Origin of the sequence: Rhabdaerophilum sp. SD176 (genome assembly GCF_030143245.1) — a bacterium.
Taxonomy (GTDB): Bacteria; Pseudomonadota; Alphaproteobacteria; order Rhizobiales; family Beijerinckiaceae; genus Rhabdaerophilum.
The window spans coordinates 454327-469739 of sequence record NZ_JARJNS010000001.1; the positions used below are offsets into that span (position 1 = coordinate 454327).

15 protein-coding genes are annotated in these 15413 nt (G+C 64.7%); 2 read left to right on the top strand and 13 right to left on the bottom strand.

Annotation, left to right across the window (positions count from 1 at the left end):
• Positions 1 to 30: 30 nt before the first annotated feature.
• From clpA to P0652_RS02170, 3 genes are all read right to left on the bottom strand, one after another.
• The gene (gene clpA / locus P0652_RS02160) at positions 31 to 2562 is read right to left on the bottom strand and encodes an ATP-dependent Clp protease ATP-binding subunit ClpA (protein WP_284177105.1); all 2532 of its coding nucleotides are present in this window, start codon (positions 2560 to 2562) and stop codon (positions 31 to 33) included.
• A gap of 83 nt (positions 2563 to 2645) precedes the next feature.
• Positions 2646 to 3014, bottom strand: a complete 369-nt coding sequence (clpS, locus tag P0652_RS02165; protein ID WP_284177106.1) for an ATP-dependent Clp protease adapter ClpS — start codon at positions 3012 to 3014, stop codon at positions 2646 to 2648.
• 252 nt (positions 3015 to 3266) lie between these two features.
• On the bottom strand, positions 3267 to 3602 hold the full coding sequence (locus P0652_RS02170) for a phasin family protein (RefSeq protein ID WP_284177107.1): 336 nt from the start codon (positions 3600 to 3602) through the stop codon (positions 3267 to 3269).
• A 41-nt stretch (positions 3603 to 3643) separates the two neighbouring features.
• Here P0652_RS02170 and P0652_RS02175 point away from each other — a divergent pair, with 41 nt between their 5' ends.
• Together P0652_RS02175 and P0652_RS02180 are read left to right on the top strand one after the other, a co-directional pair.
• Positions 3644 to 3805, top strand: a complete 162-nt coding sequence (locus tag P0652_RS02175) for a hypothetical protein (RefSeq protein WP_284177108.1) — start codon at positions 3644 to 3646, stop codon at positions 3803 to 3805.
• Positions 3806 to 3898: 93 nt separating this feature from the next.
• Complete coding sequence (locus P0652_RS02180; RefSeq protein WP_284177109.1) at positions 3899 to 5824, top strand: D-alanyl-D-alanine carboxypeptidase; 1926 nt, start codon at positions 3899 to 3901, stop codon at positions 5822 to 5824.
• 84 nt (positions 5825 to 5908) lie between these two features.
• On the opposite strand, the gene P0652_RS02185 is transcribed toward P0652_RS02180, so the two are convergent.
• The 10 genes from P0652_RS02185 to P0652_RS02230 form a co-directional block, all read right to left on the bottom strand.
• Complete coding sequence (locus tag P0652_RS02185; protein WP_284177110.1) at positions 5909 to 6616, bottom strand: DnaJ domain-containing protein; 708 nt, start codon at positions 6614 to 6616, stop codon at positions 5909 to 5911.
• Positions 6617 to 6689: 73 nt separating this feature from the next.
• A complete protein-coding gene (locus P0652_RS02190; protein WP_284177111.1) occupies positions 6690 to 7124 on the bottom strand; it encodes a DUF1489 family protein in 435 nt (144 codons plus the stop codon).
• Positions 7121 to 9088, bottom strand: coding sequence for an acetyl/propionyl/methylcrotonyl-CoA carboxylase subunit alpha (locus tag P0652_RS02195; protein ID WP_284177112.1), 1968 nt, complete (start codon positions 9086 to 9088; stop codon positions 7121 to 7123). Before P0652_RS02195 ends, P0652_RS02190 begins: the two co-directional genes overlap by 4 nt.
• A 3-nt stretch (positions 9089 to 9091) precedes the next feature.
• Positions 9092 to 9769, bottom strand: a complete 678-nt coding sequence (locus tag P0652_RS02200; RefSeq protein ID WP_284177113.1) for a cation diffusion facilitator family transporter — start codon at positions 9767 to 9769, stop codon at positions 9092 to 9094.
• 119 nt (positions 9770 to 9888) lie between these two features.
• Complete coding sequence (locus tag P0652_RS02205) at positions 9889 to 10239, bottom strand: RidA family protein (protein ID WP_284177114.1); 351 nt, start codon at positions 10237 to 10239, stop codon at positions 9889 to 9891.
• 111 nt (positions 10240 to 10350) lie between these two features.
• Positions 10351 to 11100 carry an SDR family oxidoreductase gene (locus tag P0652_RS02210; protein ID WP_284177115.1) on the bottom strand — a complete coding sequence of 250 codons (750 nt, stop codon included), beginning with the start codon at positions 11098 to 11100 and terminating at the stop codon, positions 10351 to 10353.
• 144 nt (positions 11101 to 11244) lie between these two features.
• Positions 11245 to 12315 (bottom strand): calcium-binding protein, encoded by a 1071-nt coding sequence (locus tag P0652_RS02215; protein WP_284177116.1) that lies wholly within the window; start codon positions 12313 to 12315, stop codon positions 11245 to 11247.
• Between the two features lie 94 nt (positions 12316 to 12409).
• Positions 12410 to 14017 (bottom strand): carboxyl transferase domain-containing protein, encoded by a 1608-nt coding sequence (locus P0652_RS02220; protein WP_284177117.1) that lies wholly within the window; start codon positions 14015 to 14017, stop codon positions 12410 to 12412.
• Between the two features lie 157 nt (positions 14018 to 14174).
• On the bottom strand, positions 14175 to 14888 hold the full coding sequence (locus P0652_RS02225; RefSeq protein WP_284177118.1) for a glutathione S-transferase family protein: 714 nt from the start codon (positions 14886 to 14888) through the stop codon (positions 14175 to 14177).
• 25 nt (positions 14889 to 14913) lie between these two features.
• The gene (locus tag P0652_RS02230; RefSeq protein ID WP_284177119.1) at positions 14914 to 15306 is read right to left on the bottom strand and encodes a rhodanese-like domain-containing protein; all 393 of its coding nucleotides are present in this window, start codon (positions 15304 to 15306) and stop codon (positions 14914 to 14916) included.
• Positions 15307 to 15413: the final 107 nt, after the last annotated feature.

Below are 15413 nucleotides of genomic sequence, written 5' to 3' on the forward strand. Positions count from 1 at the left end.
CAGAAAAGCCGGGCTCCCGCCCGGCTTGTCCTATTTCTTCAGCGGAAGCTTCGGCACCGGCGAACGGCGCGGCTTCGAGGGCTCGTCCTTCGGCGCATCCGGCGGGCCGGGGTCCCGCGCGGGCGGGGGCAGCGGCGGCGCAGGCGGCGGCTTGGGCAGGGCCGCGCGGGTGGCTTTCGGCGCGGCCTTGCGCGCCTTGGGCTTTGCGCGGGTCTTGGCTTTCGGCTGGGCGGGAATCGCTTCCGGCCGCGGCTTGATCGGGCCTTCCGGAAACTCGAGACCGAGCTTCTTCTCGCCCTCCTTCTCGGTGACGATGACGCGCACCGCCCCGCCACCCTTGAGCTTGCCGAACAGCACTTCCTCGGCGAGCGGCGTCTTGATCGTCGCCTGGATCAGCCGTGCCATCGGGCGGGCGCCCATCGCCTCGTCATAGCCATGCTCGACCAGCCAGTCCCGCGCCTCGTCCGACAGCGAGATGGTGACATGCCGATCCGCCAGCTGCGCTTCCAGCCCGGCAACGAACTTGTCGACCACCTGTGCAATCACCTCGCGCGGCAGGTTCCCGAACGAGACCGTCGCATCGAGGCGGTTGCGGAATTCCGGCGTGAACAGCCGGTTGATCGCCTCCGTATCCTCGCCTTCCCGCCGCTGGCGGGTGAAGCCGAAGGCGGATTTCGCCATATCGGAGGCCCCGGCATTGGTGGTCATGATCAGGATCGTGTTGCGGAACTGGACTTCCTTGCCGTTATGGTCGGTCAGCTTGCCGTGATCCATCACCTGCAACAGGATGTTGAACAGGTCGGGATGCGCCTTCTCGATTTCATCGAGCAGCAGCACGCAATAGGGGTTCTGGTCGACACCATCGGTCAGCAGGCCACCCTGGTCGAAGCCGACATAGCCGGGAGGCGCGCCGATCAGCCGCGAGACGGTGTGGCGTTCCATATATTCGGACATGTCGAACCGGAGCAGTTTCACGCCGAGCACCGAGGCCAGCTGCTTGGCTACTTCCGTCTTGCCGACGCCGGTCGGCCCGGAGAAGAGATAGCAGCCGATCGGCTTCTCTGCCTCGCGCAGGCCGGCCCGGGCCAGCTTGATCGCGCTGGACAGCTGCTCGATCGCCTTTTCCTGCCCGTACACGACGCGCTTCAGGGTGGTCTCGAGATTCTGCAGCACGGCCGCATCGTCCTTCGAGACCGTCTTTGGCGGGATCCGCGCCATGGTGGCGATCGTCGCCTCGATCTCCTTGAGGCCGATCGTCTTCTTGCGGCGGCTCTCCGGCAGCAGCATCTGCGAGGCGCCGGTCTCGTCGATCACGTCGATCGCCTTGTCCGGCAGCTTGCGGTCATGGATATACCGGGCAGAAAGCTCCACCGCGCCCTTTACCGCCTCGTTGGTGTATCTCAGCCGGTGGAACTCCTCGAAATAGGGCTTGAGCCCCTTGAGGATCTCGATCGCATCGGGGATCGACGGCTCGTTGACATCGATCTTCTGAAAGCGCCGGACAAGCGCCCGGTCCTTTTCGAAATACTGGCGGTATTCCTTGTAGGTGGTGGAGCCGATACAGCGCAAAGTGCCGGCAGCGAGCGCCGGCTTGAGCAGGTTCGAAGCGTCCATCGAACCGCCTGACGTCGCCCCGGCACCGATCACCGTATGGATTTCGTCGATGAACAGAATGGCCTTGGGATGGGCCTCGATCTCCTTCATCACCTGCTTCAGGCGTTCCTCGAAATCACCCCGATAGCGCGTGCCGGCCAGCAGCGTGCCCATATCGAGCGCAAAAACCGTGGCATCGGCCAGCACATCGGGCACCTCGCCATCGACGATCTTCCGCGCGAGCCCCTCGGCGATCGCGGTCTTGCCGACGCCGGGATCTCCCACGAAAAGCGGGTTGTTCTTCTGCCGGCGGCACAGGACCTGGATCGTCCGGTTGACCTCGGATTCGCGGCCGATCAGCGGATCGATCTTGCCTGTACGCGCCTTCTTGTTGAGGTCGACGGCATAAGCCGCAAGTGCGCTTTCCTTCTTCTTGCCGCCCTCGCGCTCGGCGCCCGCGCTGCCATTGTCCGGGCTCTCCTCGGGCTCTTCTTCCACGCCGCGGGGGGCACGGCTCTCCGAGGCGCCGGGGCGCTTGGCAATGCCATGCGAGATGTAATTGACCGCATCATAGCGGGTCATCTCCTGCTCCTGCAGGAAATAGGCGGCATGGCTTTCGCGCTCGGCAAAGATCGCGACCAGCACATTCGCGCCGGTCACTTCCTCGCGCCCGGAGGATTGCACATGGATCACCGCGCGCTGGATCACGCGCTGGAAGCCCGCTGTCGGCTTGGTATCGGCGCGGTCCCGCACCACCAGCGCCTCCAGCTCGGTGTCGATATAGGTCGTCACCGTCAGGCGGAGGACGTCGAGATCGACATTGCAGGCCCGCATCACCGCGGCGGCATCCTCGTCGTCGATCAGCGCCAGCAGCAGGTGCTCGAGCGTGGCGAATTCGTGCCGGCGCGCAGAAGCGTGACCGAGCGCCTGGTGGAGGGCGTTTTCGAGGCTTTTCGAAAAACTGGGCACGGTCTGCTCGCTTTCCTGTTGCGACGCCGGAGGGCGCCTGCCTGTGGTCCTGGCGGGCAATCGGGCGCCCGCCTGGCTTCACGTCACTTCTTTTCCATCACGCATTGCAGCGGATGCTGGTTCTCACGGGCGAAATCCATCACCTGCGTCACCTTCGTCTCGGCAATCTCGAATGTGTAGGTGCCGCATTCGCCTACGCCATTGTGATGGACATGGAGCATGATCTGCGTCGCCTGCTCCTCGTTCTTGTTGAAGAAACGCATCAGCACATGCACGACGAACTCCATCGGCGTGTAGTCATCGTTCAGCAGCAGCACGCGATACAGGTCGGGTCGCTTGCGAAGGGTCTTGGTCCGCGTCGCAAGGGCTGTCCCATTGGCCGGATTCTTGCCCGGGCCATTGTTGGTGGGGCCGGCGAGAGGTGTCCAGTTCAGGGTCAAATCACCATCCATGGTGTGAAAGGTTATGCCGGTTCGCGCGACAATCAAGCGGGTTCTGGCAGGTTGGGCACAACATGCCGCAGGGCAGCAAGGCCGCGCAAGCCAACATGTAGGCAAGCCGGTCACGAATTGTAAGGTCTGGCGGGAAAACGGATCCGAAACAGCAAAAAGCCCGGTCACAGGACCGGGCTTCCGCTATCGGGGAGCAGGCCGGCAGCCGGAGCTGCCGGACAGGTCGACCCTTGCGGGCCTGCCTGTTTGGGCTTACTTGCCCTGAACCTTGGCCATCGCGCCTTCGATCGGCTTGAAGGCTTCCTTGGTGAGCTCGGTCACGAGCTCGCCGACCTTCGTGGCATGGGCCACATAGCCTTCGTAGGCGGTCTTGGCGAAATCGGTCTGGATTTCGACGGCCTTGTCGAGCGTCTTCACGCCGAGCAGCTTCTCGAACGTGGTCGAGCTGGCTTCGATGGCCTTCTTCGAATAATCGGCAACTTCCGTCGCGATGGCCTGGATGCCCTTCTGCTGGGCCCCGAACGCCTTGACGGCGAGATCGAGATTTTCCTTGCCGAACTTCTGCATGTCTTCGAACGCGTTGATCATGATACGTCCCCTTGAGCTTGTTCCGGCGTCGTTTTGTCCGGATGACGCTGATCTATGTTGCGGTGCACAAAATGTCAAGAAACTATTTTGCGCTGCACCATGCGCATTTGACATGGATCAACGGAAGCGGCGCATGGCTCGCCGTGAAAGGCCTTGCCGCCACAGGCCTCGGTTCAACCCGGCAAAAACTCGCTCAGCCTTAAGACTCGCGTAACCGGGATGGTCGCATTTTAAGCAGAACGTGGAGCAGAAGCTGCACGGTGTCGAGGCGTCCCGGTCTTCCGGAGTGGGTAAGTATGCGTTCTCCTTGCGTAGCCGCGGTCCGCTGGCCGCTTTCGCCGCGTTTGCTGGCGACTGTCCTGCTGGCGCTCGTGATGACCGCCGCCCTGGTGGTCCCGGAAGCGGAAGCGCGCCGCAAGCGTCATCGCGCGGCCGGCGGTGGCTACAACCCGCCTTATGCGTCGATGGTCTATGATGTGAATTCCGGTCGCGTGCTCGAAGCGACCAATGGCGATGCCCTGCGCCATCCGGCTTCCGTCACCAAGGTGATGACGCTCTACATGCTGTTCGAGCAGCTCCAGACCGGCCGTTTCAAGCTGAGCACGGAACTGCCCGTCTCGCGTGAGGCGGCCAGCCAGTCCCCGTCGAAACTTGGCCTTCGCCCGGGCGAGACGATCGCCGTCGAGGATGCCATCAAGGCGCTGGTCACGAAATCCGCCAATGATGTTGCTGTCGTGGTCGCCGAGGCGATCGGCGGCGAAGAAGAGCGTTTCGCCGCGATGATGACGCGGAAGGCGCGGTCCATCGGCATGAAGCGGACGACCTTCCGCAATGCATCGGGACTGCCCAATCCCAGCCAGTGGACGACCGCGCGCGATCTGGTGACCCTCGGCCGCGCCATCCAGGACCGCTTCCCGCGCTACTATCATTATTTCGGCACCCGGAATTTCGCCTTCGAGGGCCGTGCCTATCGCAACCACAACCGGCTGCTCGGCCAGGTCGAGGGCGTGGACGGCATCAAGACCGGCTATACCCGGGCTTCCGGCTTCAACCTCCTCACCTCGGCCAAGGCTGACGGGCGCCACCTGATCACCGTGGTCCTCGGCGGCCGATCTGGCCGGGCCCGCGACGCGCAGGTGGCGAGCCTGATCGAGAACCATATGGACCGCGCCTATGCCGGCCGCCGCATGACGGCGAAGGCCGTCGAGGTTGCCCGCGCCCCGGATGAGGATGACGAGATCGAGGAAGGCAGCCCGGCGCGTCCGGCCGTTGCTGCGCTTCCCCCGGCCCGCACCGCACAGCGCCAGCTTCCGCCGCCGCCGGCCCCCGTAGGGCTGATGGCCGCCCCGGCTGGCGCGGCTCCGGCCGGCGCCATGCCGCTGCCTCCGTCCCGGCCGCGACCGGCGGTGATCGCCGAGACCGGCCCGCGCCAGCAGGCCCAGGATGATCCGGGCCTGACGCGCACCCGCCCGCTGGCGCTTTCCTCCAGCGGCTCGACCAACATCGTCGCCTCGGCCACGACCCCGCTGGCCCTTGTCGGCACCACGCCGCGCTCACCGGCCATGCGCTGGCAGGCCGGGCCGGGCTCCAATGACCTGCCGCCGCCGCGCCATGCAGCCCCGCGTGACGAGCAGCGCCTCGTGCCGCCAGGTTCGATCCGCTACACCAATTCCATTCCAGGCGAGGCACCGAAGGCCGAGGAAAGCCAGGCCCTGCCGGCGGCAGCGCCCGCGCCGCGCCCGACACCGGAGCCCCGCCCCGCCGAGGTGAAGGCCGAGGAGCGCCTGCCGACGATGCAGCGCCGCGCCGAGATCGCCGCCATCACCCCGCCGCCGCAGCCCGAAGCCGCCCGCCGCGCGCCCGCGCCGGAACCGGCTCGCCCCGCTGCCGAGGCCCCGCGCCCGGCCACGCCGGTTGCCGCTGCGCCGGCACCGAAAGAAACGCCGAAAGAAACGCCGAAAGCCGCTGCACCCGCGCGCACGGGCTGGGTCATCCAGCTCGCCGCCGCCGAGAGTGATGCCAAGGCCCGCACGATCCTCGACCAGGCGATCGAAAAGACCGGGCGCGCCCTGAAATCCGCCGAGCCCTTCACCGAAGCGGTGACCAAGGGCGGCACCACGTTCTATCGCGCCCGCTTCGCCGGCTTCGACGCCGACGAGGCGCAGGCCGCCTGCAGGACGCTGAAGCGCAGCGGCTTCAACTGCTTCGCCCAGAAACTCTGACCCCGGAAACTGTCAACATGGTGAGGAGCCATCGCGATGTATGACCCCGCCGATCTTTCGCCGGAAATGAGCCGCCCGCTGGGGCTAGGCGCCCCGGCGCCGTGCTTCGAGCGCGATGTCCTTCGCCCGGTTGACCATCGCCGCGAGATAGGTCGAACCGCCTTTGTCGGGGTGAAACCGCGAAATCAGGGCCCGATGCGCCGCCCGGATGGCCTCTTCGGAAGCCCCCGGTTCAAGGCCAAGGACCTCATAGGCCTCCTGTTCACGCATTTCAGCCACGCTCGCCGGCGGTCCCTGCCCCGCTGCCGCATCGAACTGCACGTATTGACGCCAGCCGGGCGCCCGGCGGTCGAGATCCTGCGCGATCAGGTTTAATCCCTGCGGGTCAGTCTGCACCAGTTCGCGGACCAGATCGGGGATCTGGTCCGGCTTGAGCTTGTGCAGCCATTTCCCGGCATATTTCCCGGTCCGGATTTTCGCCTCGATCTCGCCGGTCGTCAGGTCGAACCAGACCAGCAGGGCCAGCGTGTGGATCTCGCTGCGCCGCGCCCGGCCAATCGGGTCGAACATCGCCGGCAAGCGGAAGCCGAGCAGCCAGGCCGAAAGCGAGACCAGCACAATCGCGAAATCCCAGCGCCCCCTGAGGGCCAGCAGGATCCCGGCACCACCGGCCACGGCCCCGACGAGCTTGCGTGTCAGCGGCGACAGGGCCTCGCCGGTCTTGCGGCCGGGCCCGACCGCAAACCACCAGACGATCGCGCCGAACACGATCATGGAGAGAATATAGTTCATCGCTCCGTCGGCGCTCCCGCTCACCCATGGCCAGGCCGCAAGGGCCCCCGAACTTCCTGCCGGTCAGCCGAAGCTAAAGCAAGCCCAATGCACGCAAATCATCCCGCATCGCCTGCGGCATGCTTTCCGGCGCAGTATCGGGGCGAATATCGGCCGGAGTATCGCCAGCAGGCAGGTAGCGCCAGCCCTGGAAGGGGCGGCAGGGCCGCGACTGGACCGGGACGACAACCGGCTCCAGCACGAGATGGCAGCGCTGGATGCCATCCTCGGCCGTGAAGGGCTCGATTGCCTCGACGCGCTGGCGCGCAGCAATGCGGCCCTTGATCACCCAGTAGAGCGAGCCGCCATCGAGGATCTCGTCCATCCTTTTCGGCACCATCCGTGTCGTATGCGTCTGGCGATAGGGCCGGCCGAGCCGCTGGAACAGCAGGCGCGTCTCCTCGATCCAGCTTTCGAGATCCGCGATGGACTCGCAGCCAACACAGAGTTTCAGCAGATGCAGCGTCATGATGCCGGGTCGGCCTCCGCGATGCTCATGATCCGGGCGCCTTCGCCAAGTTGCGTGCCCGCTTCATGGGCGAGGCCCTCGACACGCCCGGCCCGCGGGGCAAGCACCGGATGCTCCATCTTCATCGCCTCGACAATCGCCACGCGTTGTCCCTTCTCCACGAGGTCGCCCTCGGCCACGAACACGGCGACAAGCTTGCCATGCATCGGCGCCTTGACGAGGCCGCCGCCATCGCCACCGCCGGCCTCGAAGGAGACATCCAGAGGGTCGACAAGCGCCAGTCGTGTCTGCCGGCCTCGATCAAGCACATAGAGCGCATCCCCGCCCTCGACGAGGGCGAAACTCCGCTCCGGCCCGTCCAGATCCATCAGGATGGCCTCGCCCGCCGCATCGACGGGCAGGAAAATCGGCTCACCCTCGACCTGGAGGCGGATCTCGCCCTTGCGGCCCGGCGCCATGGCGAAGCCGTCCGTCGCATTCCACGGATCGCTCGCCCAGCCCGAGCGGGACATGGCTGCCTCGGCCAGTCGGGCCTTCTCCTCGGCCAGCAGTGCCAACGCTCCCGCCGCGACAGCGGCATCATCGCGTTCCGGCGGCACCGCGCCGAGCGCGGCGAGGTTACGGTCGATCAGCCCGGTATCGAGCTTTCCGGCGCGGAAATCCGGATGGTCGATCAGGTTGCACAGGAAGCGCGTATTGGTCTTCGGCCCGGCCACGACCGATTCCGCCAGCGCATCACGCAGCCTGTCGAGCGCAATATCGCGCGTCGGGCCATGGGCGATCACCTTGGCGATCATCGGATCATAGAACGGCGTCACCTCGCCGCCCTCGATGACGCCGGAATCGATCCGGATCCCCTCGCCGCCTGCCAGCCGCAGGGCATGCAGCCGGCCGGTCGAAGGCAGGAAGCCGCGCTCGGGTTCCTCGGCATAGAGCCGGGCCTCGACGGCATGGCCATCGATCCGGAGGTCCTCCTGCCGCATCGGCAGCTTCTCGCCGGCTGCCACGCGGAACTGCCATTCGACGAGGTCGAGCCCGGTAATCGCCTCCGAGACCGGATGCTCGACCTGCAGGCGCGTATTCATTTCCATGAAATAGAACCCGTCCGGCCGGAGCCCCTGCGAGCCATCCGCGATGAATTCCACCGTCCCGGCGCCGAAATAGCCGACAGCCCGGCCCGCCTCGACCGCCGCCTTGCCGAAGGCCGCGCGCACCTCCGGCGTCATGCCGGGCGCCGGCGCTTCCTCGATCACCTTCTGGTGGCGGCGCTGCATCGAGCAATCGCGCTCGAAGACATGCAGGATATTGCCATGCCGGTCGCCGAAGATCTGCACCTCGACATGGCGCGGCGCCGTCACGTATTTCTCGATCAGAACGCGCGCATCGCCGAAGGAATTCGAGGCCTCGCGCTGGCAGGAAGCCAGGGCCTCCTCGAAATCGGCATGTTTGTCGACGCGGCGCATGCCCTTCCCGCCCCCGCCGGCCACGGCCTTGATGAGGACCGGGTAGCCGATCTGGTAGGCCTTTTCCTTGAGGAAGGCGGGGTCCTGGATCTCGCCGTGATAGCCCGGCACCACCGGCACACCGGCTTTCTCGACCAGGCTCTTGGCGGCATCCTTCAGCCCCATCGCCCGGACAGCCGAAGGCGGCGGGCCGACAAAGACCACGCCGGCGGCAGCACAGGCCTCGGCAAATTCGGCATTTTCCGACAGGAACCCGTAACCGGGATGCAGGCATTCGGCGCCTGTGCGGCGGGCGACGTCGAGGATGCGTTCCGTGACGAGATAGCTCTCCCGCGCCGGGGCCGGGCCGATGCAATGGGCCTCGTCGGCAAAGGCCACGAAGGGCGCCGCCGCATCGGCCTCGGAATGGACGGCAATCACCCGGAGGCCAAGCCGGCGGGCGGTGCGGGCGACGCGAAGGGCGATTTCACCGCGATTGGCAATCAGGACGCTGGAAAACATGCTCTAATCCATCGATTTGGGATCATTGGCGCCGGACGTTGCATGGCTTTCGGGGTCTTGTCTATCAGGCAGGCGACAACGTCCCCAATCTTGATAGACGCTCAGGCCGATCGCCCCGGCCGCTTGCAAGTTGAGCGCGATCACCACCAGATCGAGGATGATTTCCGGCGTCTGCGAGGGGTTGAGCCGCGCCCAGAGGCCGACAATGGCGAAAGCCGTGGTGGAGACCATGTCGTTGCGGCTCGACAGCCATGTCGCCATGATCAGCGGGTTGTCGCTGCCGCGGAACCGGACCATCAGCCCCACCACGAACAGCGCCAGACCGATCGCCGTGAAGGCCGACCAGCCAGCCACCCAGGGTTCTGGGCGGCGGCCGGTTGCGATCTTGTCCCAGAGGTCGTAGCCCGTATGCGCGGCCGCGACGAGCAGCACGCCGGCCACCCAGAGCGCGGCCAGTTCCTCGAACCGCTGGCCGCGCCCGAAAACCGCAAGCGCCACCGCCCAGAGCGCGACATCATAGATCCAGTCGATCCCGTCCTTGAGCAGGAACCGATCGCCGAGATGCAGCGCATAGAGGCTCTGCGTGACGGCCAGCCCGGCAATGACGCCGACAATCAGCATCACCCGGCGCCGGTAGAGGCGGGATTCGTCAGCAGTGATTGGCTGGGCAGCGTGATCCATCCGCCGATGGTGCCCCGGCTGGCGCCTGAAATCTACAGGCCCGCCCGGCCCGTCCCTGCAAAGAAAAAGGGCCGGCGCATCGCACCGGCCCCGAAGGTTCGCGCAATCGCTCCGCCGCTTTACTTCGCGGCGACAACCATGATCTCGACCTTGTAATCCGGCGTCGCCAGGCTGGCTTCCACCGTGGCGCGGGCCGGGGTGTTGCCGGGGCTGACCCAGGCATCCCACACCGCATTCATCTGCCCGAAGGTCGACATGTCGCTGATCCAGATATTGGCGCGCAGCAGCTTCGACTTGTCCGTGCCGGCCAAAGCCAGCAGGCGGTCGATCTCGGCAAGGATCTGCTGGGTCTGGCCGGTCACGTCCTGCTTGTTGTCATCGGCGACGATGCCCGCGAGATAGACGGTATCGCCATGGATGACGGCCTTTGACATGCGCGGACCGGTTTCGATGCGGGTGATGCTGGCCATAGGGGCTCCTTCGGGTTGGGCAGGGGTAAACAGGCAGTTGGCAGTCGGAGTAGGCAATCACCCTCCAAAAGGCAATCACCCTTCCCGACAGCTCACGGTCGAATCCCGCGTTCAGCCGCGCCCGACGAAGGGCATCTTGGTCGCCATGACATTCATGGTCAGCACATTCGCCTCGAGCGGCAGGCTGGCCATATGCGCCACAGCATTGGCGACATGCTCGACATCCATCACCGCCTCGACGGCCGTGGTGCCATTGGCCTGCAGCACGCCGGTCGTCATCTTGCGGGCCATATCGGTCAGCGCGTTGCCGATATCGATCTGCCCGACGGCGATATCATGCTCGCGGCCATCGAGGGCCCCGGTCTTGGTCAGGCCGAGCACGGCATGCTTGGTGGCGGTATAGGCCGCCGAGAACGGCCGTGGCGTGTAGGAGGAAACCGAGCCATTATTGATGATGCGGCCGCCTTTCGGGCTCTGGCGCTTCATCACGCGGAACGCCGCCTGCATGCAGTAGAACACGCCCGACAGGTTCGTATCGACCACGGCCTTCCATTGCTCGACCGGAAGCTCATCCCACTGGACGGGCGGCGCGCCGATCCCGGCATTGTTGAACACCACGTCGATCCGGCCGAATTTGGCCACCAGCGCGTCAAACGCCGCATTGACCTGCACCGGATCGGTCACATCGGCCGGCAGCGCGATCGCCTCGCCCGGGCCGGCCAGCGCGATCGTCTCGTTGAGGGCATCGGCGCGGCGGCCCATCAGGCCCACCTTGTAGCCGTCCTTGAGGAACCTGATCGCCACCGCGCGACCCACGCCCGAACCGGCGCCCGTGATCAGCGCCACCTTGTTGCTCGCCATCGAAACCTCCCATTGGTTGGGGTTACGATTAGCCGGGCGGATGGCGCTTGTCAGCAGGGAAGTGCAGGATTGTATGCAGTGTGCAGGTCAGCTGGCGGGGGATCCGGGCAGAGCGGATGCCCTGTCCGCCGGGAACATTCAGGCTCAGACCAGCAGGAAGTCTCCCTTGTCGAAGGCGTAGATGCTGGCACCGTGGAACGTTACGGTGCTGGCAAGGCCCGTCTTGATCACGACATCATCACCCACCTGCTTCATGGCAGCAAAAACGTCATCGACAGATTTGAAGGTCGAGCCGGCAATCTGCAGCACATCCTCGCCGTACCAACCGGCCTCGAACTGGTAGATATGGTCGTGCGTATAGCCGCTAGTGTTCAGCTGTGCCTGATGCCGGACGAGATCAGACGCGTAGTCATGGCTGCCAGGCCAGCGTTGGCCGGGATTGGTGCCGCAGTAAATGTCGTTGTAGCCTTCCCCCCCAGCCAAGAGATCAAAGCCGGTACCGCCATTGAGCGTGTCGTTCCCGGTCTCGCCGAACAGGAAGTCATTCCCGGCATCCCCGAACATCACATCGTCGGAATTGCCGCCACGCAAAACGTCTTTGCCATCGCCGCCCCAGATATAGTCTGCACCTTCATCGCCCATCAGCGTGTCGTTGCCGGCATCGCCGGAGATATAATCCGTCAGCGCACCGCCTGAGATGTAGTCATCGCCGTCACCGCCGAACAGATAATCCTCGCCGGCATTGCCAAAGAGCTTGTCATTGCCCTTGCCGCCGAAGAACCAGTCGGTTCCCTCATTGCCCTTCATGGTATCGGCATAATTGGAGCCGACGAATTGTTCGACGGATTGCACCGTATCGGTTTTGCCTGATGCGGAGCTCACATAGGTCAGATTCGGTGAAGCAGCGTATTTGGAGCCGACATTGATCGTAACGCCGTAGAATGACAGCGAGTAATCGACCGTATCAAAGCCGCCATCACCGGAGATGTAGTGTCCGCCGGCGTCAGAATAGATGAGGTCATCGCCAGCACCGCCATAGCCGGAATGTTTTCCGCTGAAAAGATAGAGCGTATCGTGGCCATTACCGCCGTCGACATAATCGCTGCTCGACATTCCATAAAGCGTGTCATTGCCATCCTCTCCAAGGATGATGTCGTGATCTGACGTCCCGTAGAGAATATTGGCGAGCGCGTTGCCGAGAATCGTGTTGGCCATTGGTTGTCCCCTGATTGCATGGCGACTGCCTTTGCCGCCGATGATCAGAAGATGTCAGGCCAGGGTCCGGGACGCTGTGCTTTGGAGCACCCCGTTACATCCGGAACACACCAAACCGTGTCTCGGGGATCGGCGCGTTGAGGCAGGCCGAGAAGGCAAGGCCCAGCACGCGGCGCGTCTCGCTCGGCAGGATGACGCCGTCATCCCAGAGCCGTGCAGTGGCATGATAGGGCGAGCCTTCCTGTTCGTATTTCGCGCGGATCGGGGCCTTGAACCCTTCCTCGTCCTCGATGCTCCAGCTCTTGCCTTCGGCCTCGAGATTGTCGCGCCGCACCGTCGCCAGCACGGAAGCCGCCTGCTCGCCGCCCATCACCGAGATGCGGCTGTTCGGCCAGGTGAAGAGGAAGCGCGGGCTGTAGGCCCGGCCGCACATGCCGTAATTGCCGGCGCCGAACGAGCCACCGACCAGCACGGTGATTTTCGGCACTTCCGCCGAGGCCACGGCGGTGACGAGCTTCGCCCCGTCCTTGGCGATGCCGCCGGCCTCGTACTGGCTGCCGACCATGAAGCCGGAGATATTCTGCAGGAAGAGCAGCGGAATCCGCCTTTGGCAGCACAATTCGATGAAATGCGCGCCCTTGAGCGCACTTTCCGAGAACAGGATGCCGTTATTGGCAATGATGCCCACCGGCATCCCGTAGAGCGAGGCAAAGCCGGTGACGAGCGTGGTGCCGTACAGCGCCTTGAACTCATCGAAGCGCGAGCCGTCGACGATCCGGCCGATCACCTCGCGGATATCATATTGCCGCTTGAGGTCGGTCGGGACCAGCATTTCCAGCTCGGCCGGGTCGAGCACCGGATCTTCCGGCTGCCCGAGCGCGATATCGATCAGCTTCCGGCTGTTGAGATTGGCCACGATGCGCCGGGCCAGAGCGAGGGCGTGGCGGTCATCGGCGGCGTAATGGTCCGCCACGCCGGAGCGGCGGGCATGGACATCGGCCCCGCCTAGATCCTCGGCCGAGACCACCTCGCCCGTTGCCGCCTTCACCAGCGGTGGTCCGCCGAGGAAGATCGTGCCCTGCTGGCGAACGATGATCGTCTCGTCGCTCATTGCCGGCACATAGGCACCGCCGGCCGTGCAGGAGCCCATCACCACCGCGATCTGGGGGATGCCCATGCTCGAAAGCCGGGCCTGATTGTAGAAGATGCGGCCGAAATGCTCGCGATCCGGGAAGACATCGGTCTGGTGCGGCAGGTTCGCGCCACCGGAATCGACGAGATAGACGCAGGGAAGCCGGTTCTCGCGGGCGATTTCCTGCGCCCGGAGATGCTTCTTCACCGTCATCGGATAATAGGTGCCCCCCTTGATGGTCGCGTCATTGCAGACAATCATCACCTCGCGGCCCTCGACGCGGCCGATCCCGGCAATCATCCCGGCGCCATGGATATCGTCATCGTACATGCCATGGGCGGCAAGGGCCCCGATCTCGAGGAAGGGCGAGCCGGTATCCAGCAGGCCGAGCACCCGGTCGCGCGGGAGCAGCTTGCCGCGCGCCACATGACGCTCGCGCGCCTTGTCCGGCCCGCCGAGCGCCGCAATGTGCCGCTTCTCGACAAGCTCGCTGCGGAGGGCGGCCCAGGCCTCCTGGTTCGCCAGGGCTTCGGGAAGGGAAGGATCAAAACCGGAACGCAAAATCGCCATACGACCTCGCAAAGAGACACGAATGAATAAAAAACGGGCGCGGCACCTGAAAATGCCGCGCCCATATTCCCGTTTCCGGCGCCGGTTTCAACGGCAATAAAGTTTCTCCGAACGGCGAAATTTTTCGCCCTCTGTCAGGCCCAGCGCTTGACAGACTTCACCGCATCGTCGGCCGCAACTTGTCGATATTGTCGGTCGAGGCAATCTTCCACGGCTCCGCCACCGCCGCCTGATACCATTTCTGGAAAGCCGGCAAGTTGTAGATCGCGTCGATATATTCGTTGGTGACCCGGTCGACCGGGACCTCGTAGGAACGGATCCGGGTGGCGAGCGGGGCCATCATCGCATCGACGGCGCCGAATTCCCCGAACAGGAACGGGCCGTTGCCGGCCGCTTCCAGCCGGAACTTGCGCCAGTAATTGCACAGGCGCATCACGTCCTCGTCGGCGGCGGCACTCATCCGACGGGCCGCGCGGCGGCGCAGGTTCATCGGGCAATGGGCGCGAAACGCCTGGAAACCGGAATGGACTTCCGAGGCGAGCGCGCGGGCCAGCGCGCGGTATTCCTGCTCTTCCGGCCAGAGATTGGCTTCGGGATGCTTCTCCGCCACGTATTCGATGATGGCGAGCGATTCCCAGAGCAGAAGGTTTCCGTATTTCAGCGCCGGAACCTGCCCGGTCGGTGAATACTGGAGCACCTGCTGCTTGGTATTCGGGTGATCGAGCGGGATCAGCACCTCGGCAAAGGGGATACTCTTGGCAGCCATGGCCAGCCAGGGCCGGAGCGACCACGAGGAATAATTCTTGTTCCCGATGACCAGCGTGAGCTTCGGCGGGTATTTCGGCTTGTCGTGAATATTTGTCGCAACCATTCAATTCTCCCCAGACAGGCAGACCTCAGGCATCCACGGGACCGCCGTGCTTCTTCCACGCCCCGAACCCACCCTGAATATGCGCAACTGGTTTCAAACCCATTTCCTGCGCGACTTTAGCGGCCAGCGCGGAGCGCCAGCCGCCGGCGCAGAAAAACACGTAGGTCTTGTCCTGCTGGAAGGCCGGCTTGGCATAGGGGCTCTCAGGGTCGATCCAGAATTCAAGCATGCCCCGGGGGCAATGGAAGGCACCGGGCATCCGGCCCTCGCGCTCGAGTTCCCGCGGATCGCGGAGATCCACGAACTGGACATCCTCGCGCCCGGCCATTGCCACCGCTTCCTCCACCGACAGCGTGCGGATGACGGCCTCGGCTTCTTCGAGCAGGGCCTTGTAGCCCTTGGTGATGACAGGCGGCACGGCGAAACCCCGAATCGCTGGTTGATTATGACCAATCTGTATGGTCTCCGCGTGAACACGCAATTACTGGTATAGGAAAACAGGCAGCAATTCACGGCTTGACGGGC